The 19,005-nt window shown below is 39.8% G+C and carries 11 protein-coding genes, 1 tRNA gene and 3 pseudogenes; 3 read left to right on the plus strand and 12 right to left on the minus strand.

Annotated elements, in window-relative coordinates; all coding sequences use genetic code 11:
- Positions 1–10 precede the first annotated feature (10 nt).
- The 5 genes and pseudogenes from tkt to dsbB form a co-directional block, all read right to left on the minus strand.
- Complete coding sequence (gene tkt, locus AACL23_RS09900; RefSeq protein ID WP_339051444.1) at positions 11–2,020, minus strand: transketolase; 2,010 nt, start codon at positions 2,018–2,020, stop codon at positions 11–13.
- Between the two features lie 57 nt (positions 2,021–2,077).
- A pseudogene (speA, locus tag AACL23_RS09905) lies at positions 2,078–3,805 on the minus strand (biosynthetic arginine decarboxylase); the annotation flags it as partial.
- Between the two features lie 12 nt (positions 3,806–3,817).
- A pseudogene (gene queF / locus AACL23_RS09910) lies at positions 3,818–4,582 on the minus strand (NADPH-dependent 7-cyano-7-deazaguanine reductase QueF); the annotation flags it as partial.
- A 195-nt stretch (positions 4,583–4,777) separates the two neighbouring features.
- Entirely contained in the window at positions 4,778–5,212 is a 435-nt protein-coding gene (locus AACL23_RS10350) for an HU family DNA-binding protein (RefSeq protein ID WP_407079228.1), read from the minus strand.
- Between the two features lie 190 nt (positions 5,213–5,402).
- Positions 5,403–5,927, minus strand: coding sequence for a disulfide bond formation protein DsbB (dsbB, locus tag AACL23_RS09920; protein ID WP_100096447.1), 525 nt, complete (start codon positions 5,925–5,927; stop codon positions 5,403–5,405).
- A 137-nt stretch (positions 5,928–6,064) separates the two neighbouring features.
- On the opposite strand from dsbB, the gene AACL23_RS09925 reads away from it, so the two are divergent.
- Positions 6,065–7,846 (plus strand): ATP-binding protein, encoded by a 1,782-nt coding sequence (locus AACL23_RS09925; protein ID WP_422389651.1) that lies wholly within the window; start codon positions 6,065–6,067, stop codon positions 7,844–7,846.
- Positions 7,843–8,973, plus strand: coding sequence for a dTDP-4-amino-4,6-dideoxygalactose transaminase (gene rffA / locus AACL23_RS09930; protein WP_339051448.1), 1,131 nt, complete (start codon positions 7,843–7,845; stop codon positions 8,971–8,973). The genes AACL23_RS09925 and rffA overlap by 4 nt, the downstream gene beginning before the upstream one ends.
- 31 nt (positions 8,974–9,004) lie before the next feature.
- Here the strand turns inward: rffA and ubiG are convergent, their stop codons facing one another.
- Positions 9,005–9,736, minus strand: a complete 732-nt coding sequence (gene ubiG / locus AACL23_RS09935; RefSeq protein ID WP_100096450.1) for a bifunctional 2-polyprenyl-6-hydroxyphenol methylase/3-demethylubiquinol 3-O-methyltransferase UbiG — start codon at positions 9,734–9,736, stop codon at positions 9,005–9,007.
- Between the two features lie 130 nt (positions 9,737–9,866).
- Between ubiG and gyrA the strand changes: the two are divergent.
- A pseudogene (gene gyrA, locus AACL23_RS09940) lies at positions 9,867–12,395 on the plus strand (DNA topoisomerase (ATP-hydrolyzing) subunit A); the annotation flags it as partial.
- A gap of 2 nt (positions 12,396–12,397) precedes the next feature.
- Here the strand turns inward: gyrA and AACL23_RS09945 are convergent.
- The 6 genes from AACL23_RS09945 to sctE all read right to left on the minus strand — a co-directional run bounded on the left by AACL23_RS09945 (position 12,398) and on the right by sctE (position 19,005).
- Positions 12,398–12,610, minus strand: coding sequence for a hypothetical protein (locus AACL23_RS09945; RefSeq protein WP_100096452.1), 213 nt, complete (start codon positions 12,608–12,610; stop codon positions 12,398–12,400).
- A 166-nt stretch (positions 12,611–12,776) separates the two neighbouring features.
- Positions 12,777–12,853, minus strand: a tRNA-Val gene (locus tag AACL23_RS09950).
- A gap of 209 nt (positions 12,854–13,062) precedes the next feature.
- Positions 13,063–14,229: a hypothetical protein gene (locus AACL23_RS09955; RefSeq protein WP_339051452.1), complete on the minus strand. Its 1,167-nt coding sequence runs from the start codon at positions 14,227–14,229 to the stop codon at positions 13,063–13,065.
- Positions 14,230–14,234: 5 nt separating this feature from the next.
- Positions 14,235–16,004: a hypothetical protein gene (locus AACL23_RS09960; protein WP_339051454.1), complete on the minus strand. Its 1,770-nt coding sequence runs from the start codon at positions 16,002–16,004 to the stop codon at positions 14,235–14,237.
- Positions 16,005–16,089: 85 nt separating this feature from the next.
- On the minus strand, positions 16,090–17,364 hold the full coding sequence (locus AACL23_RS09965; protein ID WP_339051456.1) for a hypothetical protein: 1,275 nt from the start codon (positions 17,362–17,364) through the stop codon (positions 16,090–16,092).
- Positions 17,365–17,394: 30 nt separating this feature from the next.
- Positions 17,395–19,005: a type III secretion system translocon subunit SctE gene (gene sctE, locus AACL23_RS09970; protein ID WP_339051458.1), complete on the minus strand. Its 1,611-nt coding sequence runs from the start codon at positions 19,003–19,005 to the stop codon at positions 17,395–17,397.

A 19,005-nucleotide genomic window follows, 5' to 3' on the forward strand; every position in this document is an offset into this window, starting at 1 on the left:
AGATAACCCGTTATTGTAAAAGCGCTTTTGCTTTGGCAACCACATGATCAATCGTGAAACCAAATGCTTTAAACAAACACTCGGCGGGTGCCGATTCGCCAAAACTGCTCATGCCAATGACGTCGCCTTTCAGGCCTACATATTTGTACCAAAAATCGGCAATACCCGCTTCTATGGCTAATCGAGCAGACACTTTGCCAGGTAAAACCTCATCGCGATACTTTGCAGTCTGTTGATCAAACAGATCAGTGGAAGGTATAGAAACCACTCGCACTTTATGACCCATTTCAGTTAATCGTTCAGCTGCCGAGATGGCTAAACTCACTTCAGATCCTGTCGCCATCAAAATTAATTCAGGCTGACCTTCAGCATCTTTGAGGATGTATCCCCCTTTTTTGATGCTGTCTAATTGTTTTTGTGTTCTTGATTGTTGTTGTAAATTTTGGCGAGAAAAAATCAGCACACTGGGGCCTTCTGTCCGTTGGACGCTCAATTGCCATGCGACGGCGGATTCCACCTGATCGCAAGGGCGCCATACACTTAAATTGGGTGTGACACGTAAGCTGGCCATTTGCTCCACCGGTTGATGAGTCGGGCCGTCTTCTCCTAATCCAATAGAATCATGGGTGTAAACGAAAATACAGCGAATTTTCATCAAAGCCGCCATACGCACTGCGTTTCGTGCATATTCAACAAACATCAAAAAGGTCGCGCCATAAGGAATAAAGCCACTATGAAGGGCGATGCCGTTCATGATGGCCGACATGCCAAATTCTCTGACACCGTAATGAATGTAATTGCCCATGGGATCTGTTTTGATGGATTTGGAACCAGACCAAAGGGTTAAATTACTGGGCGCTAAATCGGCAGATCCTCCCATCAATTCTGGTAATATTTGGCCAAAAGCCTCTAAAGTGTTTTGGGAAGCTTTACGGCTCGCAATGTTCGCCGGATTCGCTTGTAAATTTTGAATAAATTGATGGGATTGAGGCTCAAAATCAGCCGGTAATGCACCCTGGATGCGGCGCTTAAATTCTAAGGCCAGCTCGGGGTACGCTTTGGCATAATCTGAAAACAATTGGTCCCAACGCGCTTGTTGAGCTTGGCCTTTTTCTTTTGCATCCCAAGCCTGATATATCTCCCTGGGGATCTCAAAAGGAGGATATGGCCACCCAAGCTCTGCTCGCACGGCCTCAACCTCAGCGGCACCTAAAGGCGCGCCGTGCACATCATGACTGCCGGCTTTGTTTGGCGAACCATAACCAATGGTGGTTTTACAAATCAATAACGAGGGTTTGTCTGAAACAGAACGGGCTTTTTCAATAGCCGATTTAATCGACTCAGGATGATGGCCATCTATTGTGTCAATGACATGCCAACCATAAGCCATGAAACGCTCGGCCGTATTATCCGTAAACCATCCGCTCACATGACCATCAATAGAAATATCGTTGTCATCGTAAAAGACAATCAATTTCCCTAATTGTAACGTGCCCGCTAATGAACAGACCTCATGAGAAATCCCTTCCATCATGCATCCATCTCCCATAAAAGCATAGGTATGATGATCCACTATAGGGTATCCATGACGATTAAACTGGGCACCCAGGGTTCGCTCTGCAATCGCCAAACCCACGGCATTGGCAATCCCTTGCCCTAAGGGGCCTGTGGTGGTTTCTACCCCAGGCGTATAGCCATATTCTGGGTGCCCTGGTGTTTTAGAATGTAGTTGTCTGAAATTTTTTATTTCTTCTATCGAAAGATCGTAGCCTGTGAGATGCAGCAGGCTATAAAGCAACATGGAAGCATGCCCGTTCGATAAAACAAAGCGATCTCTGTCACACCAATCAGAGTGTCGTGGATTGTGTTTTAAATAATCACACCATAACACCTGGGCGATATCTGCCATACCCATCGGGGCACCTGGATGCCCTGATCCTGCTTTTTGTACCGCATCTATACTGAGCGCGCGAATGGCATTAGCGCATTCTTTTCTAGAGAGGGTTTGATGAAAAATCATATTTTGCTCCAGAGAGTATTAAAAAGTGCGTAAATATTTGTTTTTGCTGATCGTTTTTTAGTCGTGTTCAAGATAGGTATACCCGTACAAGCTTGCTTCAAATTCTTCCAAAAATGCCATTTGTAACTGAGCATTTAAATCCGTTTTTTTGATTTTTTGAGCAAAGTACGCGAGCAATGCCTTCGGATCTAATTTTACGTATTTCAACATATCAGAAACCGTATTCCCTGGATTATCTATCTTCACTGAAATTTTTTCTTGTTCATCAAGGCTGACTTCTACTACGGCTGTGTCGCCAAATAAATTATGCATATTTCCAAGGATTTCTTGATAGGCGCCTACCATAAAAAATCCTAATATAGGGGGATTTTCAGCATCGTAGGGTGGTATAGGCAAGGTGTTCGCTACACCATCGCCATCCACATAATGCTCAATAATGCCATCAGAATCGCAGGTAATATCCAGCAAAACCGCTCGACGCTCAGGGCGTTGATTTAATCCTTCCAATGGTAATATCGGAAACAATTGATTAATGCCCCAAGCATCTGGCAATGACTGAAATAATGAAAAATTAACGTACAATTTATCCGCCATGCGCTCCTGTAAATTATCAATCATGGTCCTGTGTGCCCGATCACTCGGATCGAGCTCTTTTTGAATGTGATGGCAAATCTGCAGATACAGTTGTTCTGCCCAAGCGCGTTGCTTTAAATCTAATATGCCATGCGTATATTGCGTATGCACATCCTGTAAATCCCTTTGACTGTCATGTAAACATTCTCTTAATGAGTGTCTATGATCTGGTTTTTGCATTTCTTGCCAGGTGTACCATAGACTTTCTAATGCACGGGGCGAATGTTTTTCAGGGGCTTGAGGAGGGCTAAACTCATTACGTTCAACGCCGATCACGTTTGATATCAATACGGTATGATGCGCTGTGAGTGCTCGACTAGATTCACTGATTACGGTGGGATGAGGCAAATGGTTTTCATTACAGATTTCTCCAATCCCCCAGATCACATTGTTGGCATATTCTTTGAGCCCATAATTGACCGAACAATCCGATTGTGATCGCGTGCCTTCATAATCCACACCTAGACCGCCCCCCACATCAAAGCAGCTGATTTTGACGCCCAATTTGTGTAATTCGACATAAAATCGAGCCGATTCTCTGACACCAGTGGCAATGTCGTGAATATTGGATAATTGCGAGCCCAGATGAAAATGCAAAAGCTGCAAGCCAGATAAACAATCCGCAGATTTTAATATTTCGACCAGCTGTAATACCTGCGTCGCCGATAAACCAAATTTAGACTTTTCTCCGCCACTGGCCTGCCATTTTCCTGAACCTTCTGAAGCCAAACGAGCACGTACACCGAGACGAGGGACGACGTTTAAGCGCTTTGCTTCCTCTAATACCATTTTAATTTCTGACATTTTTTCGATAACGAGATACACCTTATAGCCCAGCTTTTCGCCCATTAATGCCAAACGAATATATTCTCTATCTTTATAGCCGTTACAGACAATGAGGGAGCGCGTACCACCGGCATAAGCCAGTACAGCGACCATTTCTGCTTTAGAACCCGCCTCTAAACCTAAAGATTCGCCCGATTTCAACAAAGATTCAATCACACGCCGGTGCTGATTCACCTTAATCGGATAAACCAAACAATAATCTCCTTGATATCCAAAAGAATCGCGTGCGCTTTTGAACGCCTTATTAATGGCATGTAAACGGTGCTGTAAAATTTGCGGGAAAAAAAACAAGGCCGGCAAAGGTTGAGGGTTTTTTCCTTGAGTATATCTCGCAAAAACAGTTAATTTTTCAGGACGACAATATTTTTTGATATCCAGGAATATTCTTTCTACGCACTGTTCATGGAATTCATGATGCTGTCGAAATGAAATGATATATCTGAGTAACTTTTCTCTGTCTATTTTATTTCCTTCATATTTGATAAAAACACTGCCCCAATCGGGTTGATGGGTGACCAGGCAATTGGATTTTAAAAGATGTGACATCAATGTTTCACTGACAAAAGGGACCGTTTCATGGGTTGCGTCTTTTAAATACCCCTCATTAAAACGGTAATCATGGACCTCTATGTCTATGTCATCGATATTCACCGCTTTAGGATGATGAATGTGTAAATCATCATTTTTCATTCCTTCAGAGACAGTGACGGAAACGGCTCCCACAGCGGCGTTAGAGAGGTCTTTTGATAAAACAGATTGAAGTGATTTTGAGGAATCAAAATGGGATTGGTTTAAACTATTGAGATACAGTTTTAATGATTTTGATTCAATTAATTTTTTTGATTGGGCCGGTACCTTAAATTCAGCCATGCCAACCATCGGTTTTCCTTTTTGATTTAACCAGGACAGCTCAAAGGCAGTCCATAAGTCAAATCCATCAAAAGGAAGCGTGTCGTCCATCAGCCCTATTTTTTCTCTGCCTAATACTCTGGGGATAGGCTCTAATAAAGAAGGTGTATAAGTATCTATATAGTCTGATTTTTTGCCAAGATACTTTGAATAAACATCTTCATTATCATGCATTTTTGCGTCCTTAAAAATTGAGGAGTGGCGGGAGAAATCAGGAAAAACTTCACATCTCAATGACGAGGTGACCGACTTGGTGGGAGGTCGTTCGATGAACCAATCAGGTCAGTGTTTTCAGTGCAGACGTAAAAAAACCTCGCCCTTAAGAAGGACGAGGACGATATTAAGATAGTGAGACAACAGGTAGTGGTGTCATTTAGCGGCAACTTTTTGCTTCTTTTTGACTGGTGCTGCTAATTTTGTTTTTCCCCCCACATCCTCTGACCCTTTAAGTTCGTCTTTTAAGGCTTTTGCAAAGTTCAAAGAAGGGACATAGCATGCAGGAAGTTCTATTGTTGCACCAGTTTGAGGGTTACGCGCATTACGCGCATCACGATGTTTGACGTTAAAGGTACCAAAACCCACGAGTTGCACTGACTCGTGTTTTTTCAAAGATTCAGTAATTCGATCTAAAATGATATTTAAAACCGTATTGGCTTTAATTTTTGTTATACCAGCATTTTCTGCTATTTCATCAATCAGTTGAGCCTTATTCATAAATTGATCCCTATCTCTTTTTATCATTTGTAAAACATCAATCACGACGGATATGCCAGTTGCAATCGCACTTTTACTACCGTCAGCCATTTTTTCAGGCACTAATGTAGAACAGATAGCAGTACCTGTGAAGTCTCAATTACAACAAAGAAAAAATTAAATGTGGTTTTGGCGAGTAATACAGAATTTGACATTCTCGAACTCTAATAACACAGCATAAAATAAAGCATAGAAATCCATTTTTTCCAATGATTTTAAAGTAATTAATTTTTATTCATTACTAAGATAGATGATGTCTTCTTGGTTTCACAAATTGACTGATCAAAATAATGCCCCCAATGAACAGATAAATAGCAAAAATACCGATCAGGCATTGTGCCATGTCAAGTGACATCAACTGCCATTGTTGGCTAGCGCAATGACTGTAAGGCGCAAATAAAAAAGGCAACCATTTATCTAAAGAAAGCCATGAAGGAAAATCCATCAGTAAAACACAAGAATGAAAAGGACTGGGATCTGATTGGATTTTAACCTGTTCCCAAGCGAACTGAAGACCTTTCGCGGCACTGTATATCCATAGCAATATACCAAGATGCCTTAACAAAGATTTAGGATAAATAGCAGCAAGTAACGATGCTCCGATCAGCCCCAAAAAAGCGCATCGTTGATAAATACATAAGACACAAGGGGAAATCAGCAGAATATATTGAAAATAAAGTGCTATCAGTAAAAAGCAAAAACCCGTCAAAGCAATAAAAAACCAAATACAACGTCTTTCAGAATAACATTTAAGTAATTGCAACATATTTTTATATTTCCATCATATCTAGATTTCGTTTCCATGTGTAAAATGATCTCAGGTGATCATAAATAAAAAGGTAATAGATATTTATGAAGCAATTTAAAATGTTAACAAACCGATGTGTTCATTTAATCTTAAATATGGGAGACTTCAATTTTTCAATTTTATCATCATTTTTATTGATAATCACAGCCACATTAATCGAAATTATTACAGTTTTTACACTAGATAAAAAAATGAATGAGTTTAATTTATTACGCCTCATTTTTTTTATTTCTTTTATTGTAGTAGTGACACTGTATTTTCTCTCCAGGGTCATCAAAAAAGTGGAGCAATCCCGTCAAAGTTTATCTCGTTTGATTGATCAATTTGAAATAATGCGCTCACGGGATTTTTTTCATCAAGATGCTTTAAAAAAAATCAATAGAGATCAAGACAGGTTTATCTCCACCATCAGTCATGAGTTACTCACGCCTCTGAGTGGGATTGTGGGGCTCAGTCATATTTTACTGGATACAGAATTAAACCCTGATCGAACACAATATCTGAGAACGATTTATATCAATGCGTTCACTTTAATTCATATTTTTAACGATATTATGAATATCAATAAAATAGAGCGGGCCGCAATGGTGCTCGATGAGCAAGAAATCTCTCTTACTGATTTTTGTGTGGAATTAGAACATATTTCTAATTTATTGGCCTATTCGAAGGGGCTAGAATTTAAAATAAAACTGTCGCCTGATCTACCCAAAAAAGTCATTATCGATGGTACGCGGTTACGTCAAATACTCTGGAACTTAATTGGTAATGCCGCCAAATTTTCTGATCAGGGCAAAATTATTGTTAAAGTCTCTTATGAATCAGAAAACCGATTAATATTTTGTGTTAAAGACCCTGGTATTGGCATTTCTATTGAAGAACAAGATAAAATTTTTACTCTGTATTATCAAATTAAAAACACTCCAGGCAAAACAGCAAACAAAGGGGCTGGTATCGGCTTGGCTGTATCAAAACAGTTCGCCCAAAAAATGGGAGGAGACATTACCGTAAAGAGCATGAAGGGTCAGGGATCTTGTTTTACTTTGTCCGTAAAAGCGCCATTATGTTTAGAAAACACAGCCGTTGTGAAGAATGAGGATATCAATTTGCCTCTGCTTCATGTTCTTTTGGTTGAAGATGTTGATATCAATATTACCGTCGCTTGCGCTGTTTTTAAAAAATTAAAGATCAGTTTTGAAGTGGCCATGAGTGGCAGTGAAGCGCTGTCAATCTTTAGTCCTGAACGTTTTGATCTGGTTTTTTTGGATATTCATCTGCCAGATATGACTGGTTTTGAGATTGCTCAGCAGATTCGATCAGATCATCATCAAAAGTCACTGCCCCCTTTGATTGCCTTTACGGCTAATATCTTAAAAAAAGAAAAAGAGTATTTAGAGAAAGGCATGAATGATGTACTCTCTAAACCGCTTTCTACGCAAAGTCTTATTCAAATAATCAGAAAATATTTTTCCGATTTTTCCCGACCTCATCCAGAGAGAAAACAGCAGTATCGAGATATCGAGGATAAAGGATCTGTTCTCAATCTAACCTTGCTAAAACACTACATAGAACTGTTAGGATTTCCGACCATGAAAAAAAATGTGGCGCTGTTTGAAAAAACGCTTCCTCATTATTTGGCCACATTAGAGGATCATGCAAAAACAAAGAATCAGCAGGGTATTTTAGAAGAGGCACATAAAATTGAAAGCGCCTGCGGCTCTGTTGGACTGTCTTACTTACAGCAATGTTGCCACGAAATACAAACTACATCTCAATGTAATAAAGTACAACATGGCGTCGATGATCTAAAACAGCACTGGAAGAGCCACATAAAAATGTTGCGTGAATGGATTGAGCAAAATGGAGAGAGGATGCAATGATTCCATTTAACAAACCCGCCATAGTGGGAACCGAGATTGCTTACATGCAACAAGCCATGCAATCGGGAAAACTCAGTGGTGACAACCGCTTTACCCACCGATGTCAAGAGTGGATCGAAGCACGTTTTAAATGCGAAAAAACACTTCTGACGCCATCTTGCACCGCTTCTCTTGAAATGGCGGCATTACTGTTAAATATCAAACCCGATGACGAAGTGATCATGCCAAGCTTTACTTTTGTTTCTACCGCGAATGCATTTGTTTTACGGGGCGCAAAAATAGTGTTTGTTGATATTCGTGCCGATACCATGAACATAGATGAAACAAAAATTGAAGCGGCGATCACTCAAAAAACACGGGCCATTGTTCCTGTACATTACGCCGGTGTCTCTTGTGAAATGGACTTTATCCTTGATTTGGCCAAAAAATACCATTTATATGTGGTGGAAGATGCTGCACAAGGTGTGATGTCGACCTATAAAGGAAAAGCCCTGGGAACCTTAGGAGATATCGGTTGTTTTAGCTTCCATGAAACCAAAAATTACACAGCGGGTGGAGAAGGGGGGGCGATCCTCATTAATGACAAGAGCCTGATTGAAAACGCTGAAATCATTCGTGAAAAAGGCACTGATAGAAGCCGCTTTTTCCGAGGTCAGGTGGATAAATACACTTGGCGTTCATTGGGGTCGAGCTATTTAATGTCCGATTTACAGGCAGCGTATCTTTGGGGGCAACTAGAGGCCGCAGATCAGATCAACGCTCGTCGGTGGGTATTGTGGAAAAATTATTATTCCGCTTTAGAACGGTTCGCTTTGTCTTGCCAGATAGGCCTCCCCTATATCTCTACAGACAGCATACAAAATGCTCATATGTTTTATATTAAATTACGTGATAAAGAAGATCGGGAACATTTTACTCATCATATGAAAAAGAATGATATTTTCATCACTTCTCATTACGTTCCATTGCATATCAGCCCCGCGGGGAAAAAATTTGGGCGCTTCGTTGGGGAAGATACAAACACCCTCCAAGAAAGTGATCGTTTGGTTCGCCTACCTCTTTTTTACAATCTTTCTGATGAAATACAAAAAAAAGTGATAGAAAGCGCTGTCAGTTTTTTTGCTTAAATCATTTTTTTAATCACCACTGGTGATGAGATCAGTCCATCTCTTTTTGAGCGTACAACATATAATTCACATCCACATTCGGGCCAAGCTTAAAACGGTCCAGTATCGGATTATAATGCAAGCCTATCATATGTTTTTCCTGCAAAGAGGCCGCTTCTAACCAGTCAATCAACTCTGATGGCCGAATAAATTTTTTTGCATCATGCGTTCCTTTAGGTAACATTTTTAAAATATATTCTGCCGCCACGACTGCCAACAACCAGGCTTTGGTATTCCGGTTAATGGTCGAAAAAAAAACATGACCAGAAGGTTTGACTAACGTCGCGCAGGCCCGCACAACAGACGCAGGATCTGGCACATGCTCGAGCATTTCCATACAGGTCACCACATCATAATCTTGAGCATGATCTTCTGCATAAGATTCCACTGTTTGACACACAAAATGGATCTCAAGCCCACTTTCCATGGAGTGCCTCCGAGCAACCTGTAGAGATTGAACATCCATATCCAATCCTGTCACCTGAGCTCCTTCTCGTGCCAAACTTTCTGCTAAAATCCCCCCGCCACAACCGACATCAAGCACTTTTTTTTCAAAAATCCCTTTTGTATGCTGCAAAATATAATCCAAACGTAAAGGATTAATACGGTGCAATGGCTTAAATTCTCCCGAGGTATCCCACCAGCGGGAAGCCAGAGCCGAAAATTTGGCGATTTCCTGTTCATCTACGTTGTGTGGTTTATTCCATTTGTCGATTTTTGGCATGATTAAAAATGGCTCCTTTTTTGTGAGAGATTGAATATATCATATCCGGCTAAGATTCAGATTGTGATAGTATTAAATCATTTTAGATCCCCTCCATCATCAAAAAGAATATCAAAGGAATAGCACTTTAATGAGCCAGCTTGCCAAAGAAATTATCCCAATCAACATTGAACAAGAACTTACAGATTCCTATTTAGAATATGCTATGTCGGTTATTATTGGGCGAGCTTTACCCGATGTTCGAGATGGTTTCAAACCCGTTCATCGCCGTGTGTTATATGCCATGAAAGTATTGGGGAATGATTGGAACAAAGCCTATAAAAAATCGGCCAGGGTCGTCGGGGATGTGATTGGTAAATATCATCCTCATGGTGACACCGCAGTATATGATGCCATTGTTCGTATGGCCCAACCTTTTTCTTTAAGATACATGCTGGTGGATGGTCAGGGCAATTTTGGCTCAGTTGACGGAGATTCTCCCGCTGCCATGCGTTATACCGAAATTCGCATGTCAAAAATAGCGCACGAAATACTGGCCGATCTTGACAAAGACACAGTGAATTTTGTGCCCAATTACGATGAAACAGAGCAAATTCCAGAGGTGATGCCAACCAAAATACCGAATTTGTTGATCAATGGATCCTCGGGTATTGCCGTTGGGATGGCAACCAATATCCCTCCTCATAATATTTCTGAAGTCATAGCAGCCTGCCTTGCTTACATTGATGATGAAAATATCAGTGTTGAACATTTGATGAAACATATGCCAGGCCCTGATTTCCCTACCGCCGGTATTATTTACGGGAGTAAAGGCATAGAACAGGCCTATGGTACAGGGCGAGGCCGAATTTATATTCGAGCTAAAGCAAACATAGAAGTGGACGAAAAATCCGGGCGGCAAAGCATTATTGTCGATGAAATTCCTTATCAGGTGAATAAAACAAAATTGATTGAAAAAATCGCAGAACTGGTCAAAGAAAAACGCTTGGAAGGGATCAGTTGCTTGCGTGACGAATCTGATAAAGAGGGGATGCGGATCCTCATTGAATTAAAACGCGATGCCATCGCTGAGGTGATACTCAATCAGCTATATTCACTGACACAATTACAGGTTTCTTTTGGCATCAATATGGTGGCTTTGGATCACGGGCAACCCAAAGTCATGACCCTAAAAGACATTTTGAGGGCTTTTATACGACATCGGCGAGAAGTGGTGACACGCCGTACGCTCTTTGAATTACGTAAAGCTCGTGATCGGGCTCATATTTTGGAAGCATTAGCCGTGGCCTTAGCCAATATTGATGTCATTATTCAGTTAATTCGCAATGCTGGGAACCCCACTCACGCCAAAACAGGATTGCTGGCGCAGGCTTGGCCATTAGGTCATGTGACGAGCATGTTAGATTGTGTTGGAGATGAAAAAGATATCGCTCGTCCAGAATGGTTAGAAGCCAAATTTGGGATTCATAACGGGGAATATCATTTTACTGAGCAGCAAGCCCAAGCGATATTGGATCTGCGTTTACAAAAATTAACGGGTCTGGAACACGACAATCTACTCAATGAATATAAAGAACTGTTAAACGCCATTCACGAATTACAAAAAATCCTTTCTGATCCCGATCGTTTATTGGAAGTCATTCGAGAAGAATTTTTGTCCATCAAAGCCCAATATCATGATCCACGTCGTACTGAAATCAAAATTAACACCGCGGATATTCATCTTGAAGATTTGATTCCTCAAGAAGATGTGGTGGTGACACTTTCTCATCAAGGATATATAAAATATCAACCTCTGAGCGATTACGAAGCCCAGCACAGGGGAGGGAAAGGGAAATCGGCGGCTCGAACCAAGGACGAGGACTTTATTGAGCGCCTGCTGGTAGCCAATACGCACGACAACATTTTATGTTTTTCAAGCCGTGGGCGCCTTTATTGGCTGAAGGTATATCAATTACCTGAAGCAAGTCGTGGAGCACGAGGCAGGCCCATAGTGAATCTATTGCCATTAAATCCCGATGAACGCATTACGGCCATTTTGCCCGTTAAAAATTATGAAACAGGGCAATATGTCTTCATGGCAACCGCCTGTGGCGTGGTCAAAAAAATCGCTTTATTGGAATTTAGTCGCCCTCGCAGCACTGGCATCTACACACTCAATTTAGATGACGGGGATGAACTGATAGGCGTCGACCTCACGGATGGCACTAATGAAGTGATGTTATTTTCCTCTAAAGGAAAAGTCATTCGTTTTTCAGAAGATGATGTCCGCGCCATGGGCCGAACCGCAAGAGGGGTTGGGGGAATACGTTTGGCTCAAGAAGATCGCGTTGTGTCACTGATCATTCCTCGTGGAGACGGAGATATCTTAACCGTGACAGCGAATGGTTATGGTAAAAAAACCTCCAAAGAAGAATATCCCACAAGGTCTCGAAACGGTATGGGCGTGATTTCTATCAAAGTGAATGGACGCAATGGCAATGTAGTGGGGGCGATTCAAGTAGATGAAAACGATCACCTAATGATGATTACTGATGCAGGCACTTTAGTTCGTACTCGTGCATCTGAAATGAATTCAATCAGCCGGAACACGAAAGGGGTGACCTTAATCCGTACTCAAAATAATGAAAAAGTAGTCGGTTTACAACGTTTGGTAGAAGACTAACAGATCACAAACCCCCACTTTTTGCAGAGCCGCTGAAATTGATTATCAAGAATAAGCTGTGTTGAAATGATTGTTACATCATCTATTTCTATTGGGTTGGATGATTCTTGAGAAGGCTCAGTAGAGGGTGATGTTACAATGTTCTTCGCCTGTGATGTCATATTGACCATCAATAAAAAAAATAAAAAAAACAAATAAGATTTTGTCATTCAGGGGCTTTCCTTGTCTAAAATATTAACTGTAAAATTTTTACTCTATACAATCAACCTATTGAATACACGACCTGATGGGCTGTATTTCGTTCAAACAATAGGTGTTGGTGTTGATCTGTGAAAGAAGATAAAGAAAAAAATGAAGAGAAAAAAAGAGACCACCTGGTGCGTCCGAGTGGACTCGAACCACCGACCCCCACCATGTCAAGGTGGTGCTCTAACCAACTGAGCTACGGACGCACATATCAACATTTCTTATTGGTTTTTAACGCGAGCGAATACTAACGAGCTGCTGTGCAACTGGCAAGAAAAAAATGGTATTTTTAATTAAAATGTCATTTTTTAAAACCGATACTCTGACAATAAAAGAAATGGTCTATCTCGATCCTTGGCAATGGGCTAAATTCATTCTTAAATTCTCTCAAAAGCGATTTTTATTCACCGGATGATCACTTATTTTTGAAAAAACGATATATTGCATTTATGAACGAATTTTTTATCCAACTACTGGTGCTAAAATTCCAGATATCAAAAAGGTTAGGATGATTGCGATACTGAACGTTTTTTGTCAGTGGCTGTAAATCTTCATCTTCTATTGCTTTCAAGGTCTCTGGTGTGGATTGGACTGCTTTGCCTTCTATGGAATTAGAGCTGTTCGTTTCATCTTTTTTTTCTATCAGATACTTTGGATTGACTGTACTACTAGCGCGGCCAGGTGTATTTTCGATAGACTCTAGATTATCATTTGATCGCTTATTAACTTCTCGTAAAGATGACTTCGCTGACTGACTATGGGTCATTTTTGCTGGTCGATGAGGTATTTCTTTAGAATGAGGTGTCGCGTTTTTACCGCCTTTAAGTTTATAACAGTAGGGTAAATCCTGTGATAATGCCTTATAAATATCTTGACAATTAATTAAATCGGCTGCACCCATGGCGTATACTTGATCAACATGATTTTTTAGTAATCTAAATTCATGCTTATTTAAATCAACATGCTTTTTCATCTCATCTGAATTCAAATAAGTATTTTTTTCCATAAAAATATCCAGGATACTTTTATCTTCGTGCTGATTATGCTTAGCTAAATCATCAACTATTTCTCTTATCGTTCCCTGCAAAGACTGAGTCAGTTTTTTGTTTTTTCTTAAAATATCTAAAGAATTCTGTTGGTCGCTAGATTTTTCAAATGCGGTTTTTAATTTTAAAAAATCAGATTGTAAGTCTTTTGTCCATTTTCCCAGTTTTTGACCATCACTTTTGCCTTCTACAGATTCTAGTATCATAGCCGCGTAATTCACAATGTTGCTAAAATATTCGACTTTCTTTTCATTGCCTTCACATTGAGGTAATTGATATCGACATTGAGGTAATTGATACCTGGCGACGCGTTTTTTTTCGTTTTCTTTTATATTTTTTTCTATCGCGCCCCTTATTTCTTTAATACCAGTCGTCATTTGATCATCTGTTGCTATTTTTGAACCAGGCATCGGATGATCTATAGAGCTGACCTTTCTTAAATTTTCTTCTAAGGCGGTTTTATACTTATTATTGTTTTGACCCAACGTATTTTTGGTCACCATCTGATTTGTTTTGTGCGTTTTTATAAAAGGCATTTTATTCACCAATTTCTTACAATTCCTATCAAAGCGTCTGCTATCATCTGACATGCATTAGCTAATACTTTATATAAATTTTCGGCCATCGAATGGGCTTGACTCAATTTTTGCGCGGATTGTCTCGTGTCTCCTAAAGCATTGTCCGTCATCGTGGTGCCAGTCGTTTTGAATGGGCCAAATTTTTGAATATCTATTTCGTAGAATTTATATCGTGGCTGCGCTTGCCTCAATGCATCCTCTGCTTTCTTCAACTCATTCTTTTGACTTTCTATTGCTTTTTTCACCATTGATACTTTTTTTTCATAGTTTCCTTTTACTGTATCAGGGTTTTTCTTATAAATTTCCAGCCAGTGAAGAAGGTTTTCATAACCCTGCTTCACCTTTTTTATATTTTCTCTTAATGGTCTTAAACGCTCCTCCTCTTCCTCAGCTGTTTCGGATGGTGTCAGATCAAGTTCTGGAAACGTGTCTTTTACCGACTTAATCAGAGTATCTACATCAGTGGGATTCGCAACGATAATGTAGCCTGTTTCATACTCTCCTTTGGCTCCTTTATTTTTATTCCATATATTCACTTGAACAAGAGACTTTTCAGGTGATAATCCAAGGTCATTACACAAATTTGTCATCTGCTCTTTACTTGTTAACTTATCATTCACTTCTCGTGCCACTGTGGGATATAAAACCTTTTTTTGGCCCTGCTTAGTATTGTCTTTTCGATCGTAATATTGCCAAATTTGAATAGGCGCATTATGATTATTTGCGTCATCAACATTGACATAATCCTTCTCTTTTGGATCCCAAAACGATATATCAGCTCCTTCTGTAAACCCATAGCGCTTTTTCAATTCCTCTAATGCCTTGAGATAGGCCCCTGCTTTAAATTTTATTTTTTCGCCAGACTTATCCGTATTGTCTATCCATTGTTCCATACGATTTATTTCGCTCAATTCTTTTGAATAGTCTTTTTGGGCGTTCGACACACGTCCATGTACATCCACATAACTATCTTTAACATTGTTCATAACACCAGTTACTTTCGTATACACTCTTTCTAGCAGGCCACCTCCATCGCTGCTCGGCGGTGCTGGCAGGCTCGGTGGCGCTGGTGGCACATGAATCGGTTCTCCTGGCAGGCTCGGTGGGGCTGGTGGTACATGAATCGATTCTTCTCCTGGCAGGCTCGGTGGCGCTGGTGGTACATGAATCGGTTCTCCTGGCAGGCTCGGTGGGGCTGGCGGCGCATCAAGCTCATTTGTACTGCCGCTGTCATTTTTTAACTGTTTATTCACTGGGTCTAAAATAAGAGAAGATGTTTCAGGAAAAAGGTTAGCAATCTGTTGTTCACAAAACTCTTTTTCGTTCGCTTCCAGACCTGTTGAATCTAAAATAAAGCGTTTCAGCACTTCTACTGATCCACCCTCGGAGATGAAGGTTTTTTTAAATATCTCTTGAAAAAGTGTTTGCTGTTCAGCACTCGAGGCTTTTGATAACGCTATCATTGCACGAAGATGTGTTGCGCCTATGTGCTGATTTAATTCTGTTGTTTGTTCATTCTGATAACATTTGAATTCTGATAAAAAATTCTTTAAAGATTCTTTATAAATTTCAACAGTACTATCATTATTATGATGGTTTTCAGATTCCAGAGAAGGGAAGCCTGAAAAATTTTTCTCTTGTTTATCGAATTGATTTTCTGGAATTTTGTCATTTGGTTCGGTTTTTATATATTCATTTGAAGACATCCAGATTCCGGAAGTAGCAGTAGCCATAAAATGTTGAATCCTATTATTTTAGTTGAGCACTTTTTTGTATTATTAGGGATGAGATGAATCACCCCCTGCTGTTATTCTTCTTTTACACCGCTTTTGAGGACTGTATCTGGCTACCTATAGTATTTGATGCTATATCTGCAGTTCCATTGATGCCTTTATTGATATTTGTCAGGCCGTCATGAGCATCCTGTAATCCTCTCTCTGCAAGATTTTTTTCATATTCACTGAGCTTTTGTTGCACCATCGCTTCTTCTCCCAGGGATTGCTTGGTGATGGTTCTGATGACTTCACCAACCTGACCGGCCATTTGAAACCCACTACTAGAGATGCTTTCATACACTTTTGCTTTCTTTATCTCTTCATGCTTTTTATTGTATGCTTTGTTAATTGCCTCCAGGTGTTCATTTTTCTTCTTTTCATGACTTTCCTTAACCTCTGGATTGCGTGAATTGTTAGCGTGTTGCTTGTTAGCCTTCGCAAGTGGTCTATGTGTGCTTTCTATTTCTTTATATTTTGTTTTTGCTTGATGAGTCTTTGCCAAACTTCTTAAACTTACAACTGCTGAAACCGCTGACACGGTCATGGTAGAAATAAGTCCATATATGGCCGCCGTCTTTTCAGCCGTCATTTGCTCTTTCATCCCCAAAATTTCTGTATCTAATGCTTTTTTAGATAGTTCACCCATTTTCGTCATGATAGCTATTTCACTGCTTTGCATATCACGTAATAAACCTTTGAGTTCACCAATCATTGAAATTAGCTTAGCCAAACTTCCTCTATTTTCAGGTGAAAATATATCAGGCCTGCTGATCTCCAATTTAAGCGCACTTATTATTTTTTCATATTTTTGAGAAAGCTTTTTATGTTCAGATCTTGCTGCTAAAATTGACGGATCTTTTAATGCTGATTCGACTATATCATTGATTTTATTGTGCATCTCTTCCGAGATTTCATCGCTTATATCTGAGTCTGAATCAGACTCAGACTCTAATGTTGATTCATGTTCAGATATGATTGCTTCAACTTCTTCCATAGATACATGTTGATGGTTCTGCAATTTTGTAACTAAATTTTCCAGTTTTTTAATTGCTTTTGAATAGGAGTGATTAATATTTTTGATACCTGTTTCTATATTTTTTTTAAACGCAGCTTCTGCTCCCTCTTTTTCTAACTCATGAGCTTGTTTTGCTTTTTTTAAAACAACAGCCTTTGTATTTTTCTTTACAGCATCTTCCGCAAGCGTGTCAGAACAGTCTTCAACACCAGAAGCGGATGGTTGCTGTTCTTGAGGATTTAACTCTTCTGGGGAGGTACTGCTGGGATTGGTTTTATTACCGTCATTTGGTGTAACATTCATATGTATTTTCCTTTTTATTATAAGTAATATTTAGCCTTTTATGGCTCTTACAAAAACTTGCATACTCGAAAGTGCTCTCAAGATCGCTTGACTGAGATCTTCTTTTAAATGAACTACTGCGTCAGAAATGCTTTCCATAGGCGATTCAATACTTTGTCTTAGCTCATTAATACGCTTTCTCTCAAATTGTAACCTTTTGATCTCAGCCTGAGCATCCACGGACTTTCCCTTATACTCGTTCGAGATAATCTCTCCCGTGCCGTTTATTGCATGACCGGTTGGATATAAAATTGCACGCAGAGCCTGCATTACATAATTACTGTACTTCATCATTAACTGAGTTGTTTTTGAGGCCATTTTTCCAATAAATTTTGAAATAAATTTAGGGACGATTTTAGAAATTAATTGAGAAACCGATTTCAAAGCCAAGCCTGCTGAAACTAACACAAGCGCAACAACCAAAATAATTGCAGTCAAGATGGCGGCTATTAAATTAGCCGTGTTTTTATCAAGACCATCTTTTTCAAGTCTAGATGCAATACCATCAGCTATAGCTTTCATGACGGGCTCCATGGCCATGGCGGTTAATGATTTTTTTCCAGAAAGTTCCAGGCTTTTGTCTGCAGCTAATAAACCTAGAGCAAGTGCCGCTATGACTAAACTGGCTCCCCCTGTAAAAACGGCAGCGATACTGCTGAGAACAGTAATCGCAGTGACTACATGTCCAATCACCTTAGCAATACACCCCATGGTTTTTTTCATTTCATTGGCTTTTTCCATTGCCTCTTTATTTTTTTTTATTTGCTCCTTCATTTGTGTAATATTGTTTTGGAATTCAGCTTCCATCACTTTTTTAGTATTTTGTATGTCAATGCTAGAGCTCTCACTCATCAGATTTATTACTTCAGCCATTAATTGCGTTAAAGATAAAACATTGTCTTGCATGCGTTTCATTTGATCGTGAGTCAGATCATACTTTTTAAGTAAAGTATTTGTTTTTTCATTTAGGTCTTTAATTTTTAGACTGATTTGTTGTAATTTTTTCTCCTTCTCTTCTTTATCTGTGATTTTTGATACTTTTTGCAGTTCTTCCTTGAGTTCTTCTCTGCTAGTGACTAAACCTTGAATTTCTTTTGAGTTGTTTTCTACGGCTTTGCTGTTTTCTTGCAATAACTTTAAATTCTCTTTTAACTTAAGAATATCCGCATCCCCCAAAATATTAGCGACCTCTCCAAGTAGCTCGTACAATCCCCCATAGGAAGATTCCGCTCCGCTAACAGGCGCTCTCATAATCGGGATATCTGTGAACTCAGGATTTTTTTCAAGATCGGTTTTTTCAGCAGATTCGACGAGCTGTAATTCTAATAATGCCTGATTTGCTTGAGCTAAAAACGTTTTAGGATCAAAAAGCTCTAACTCATTCGCTTTATGTTGTGCGGCTTCCTTCATAGGATGTTCCGCACGCTTTTTCGCGGCTTTTTGTGAGCCGCGTCGTCCTATAAAACCTTTTCTATCATCAACAGCACTTTCAGCCTCATGATCATCTTCCTGAGCGTCAAATTCCTCTTCAAATTGGTTAGGATCGGCATAATCAGGTGACGGAATGAAAGGATTGTATGAACCTGCGACATTGTTCAGCAT

Source organism: Candidatus Williamhamiltonella endosymbiont of Tuberolachnus salignus, assembly GCF_964019775.1.
In the GTDB taxonomy this organism is placed as follows: Bacteria; Pseudomonadota; Gammaproteobacteria; order Enterobacterales; family Enterobacteriaceae; genus Hamiltonella; species Hamiltonella defendens.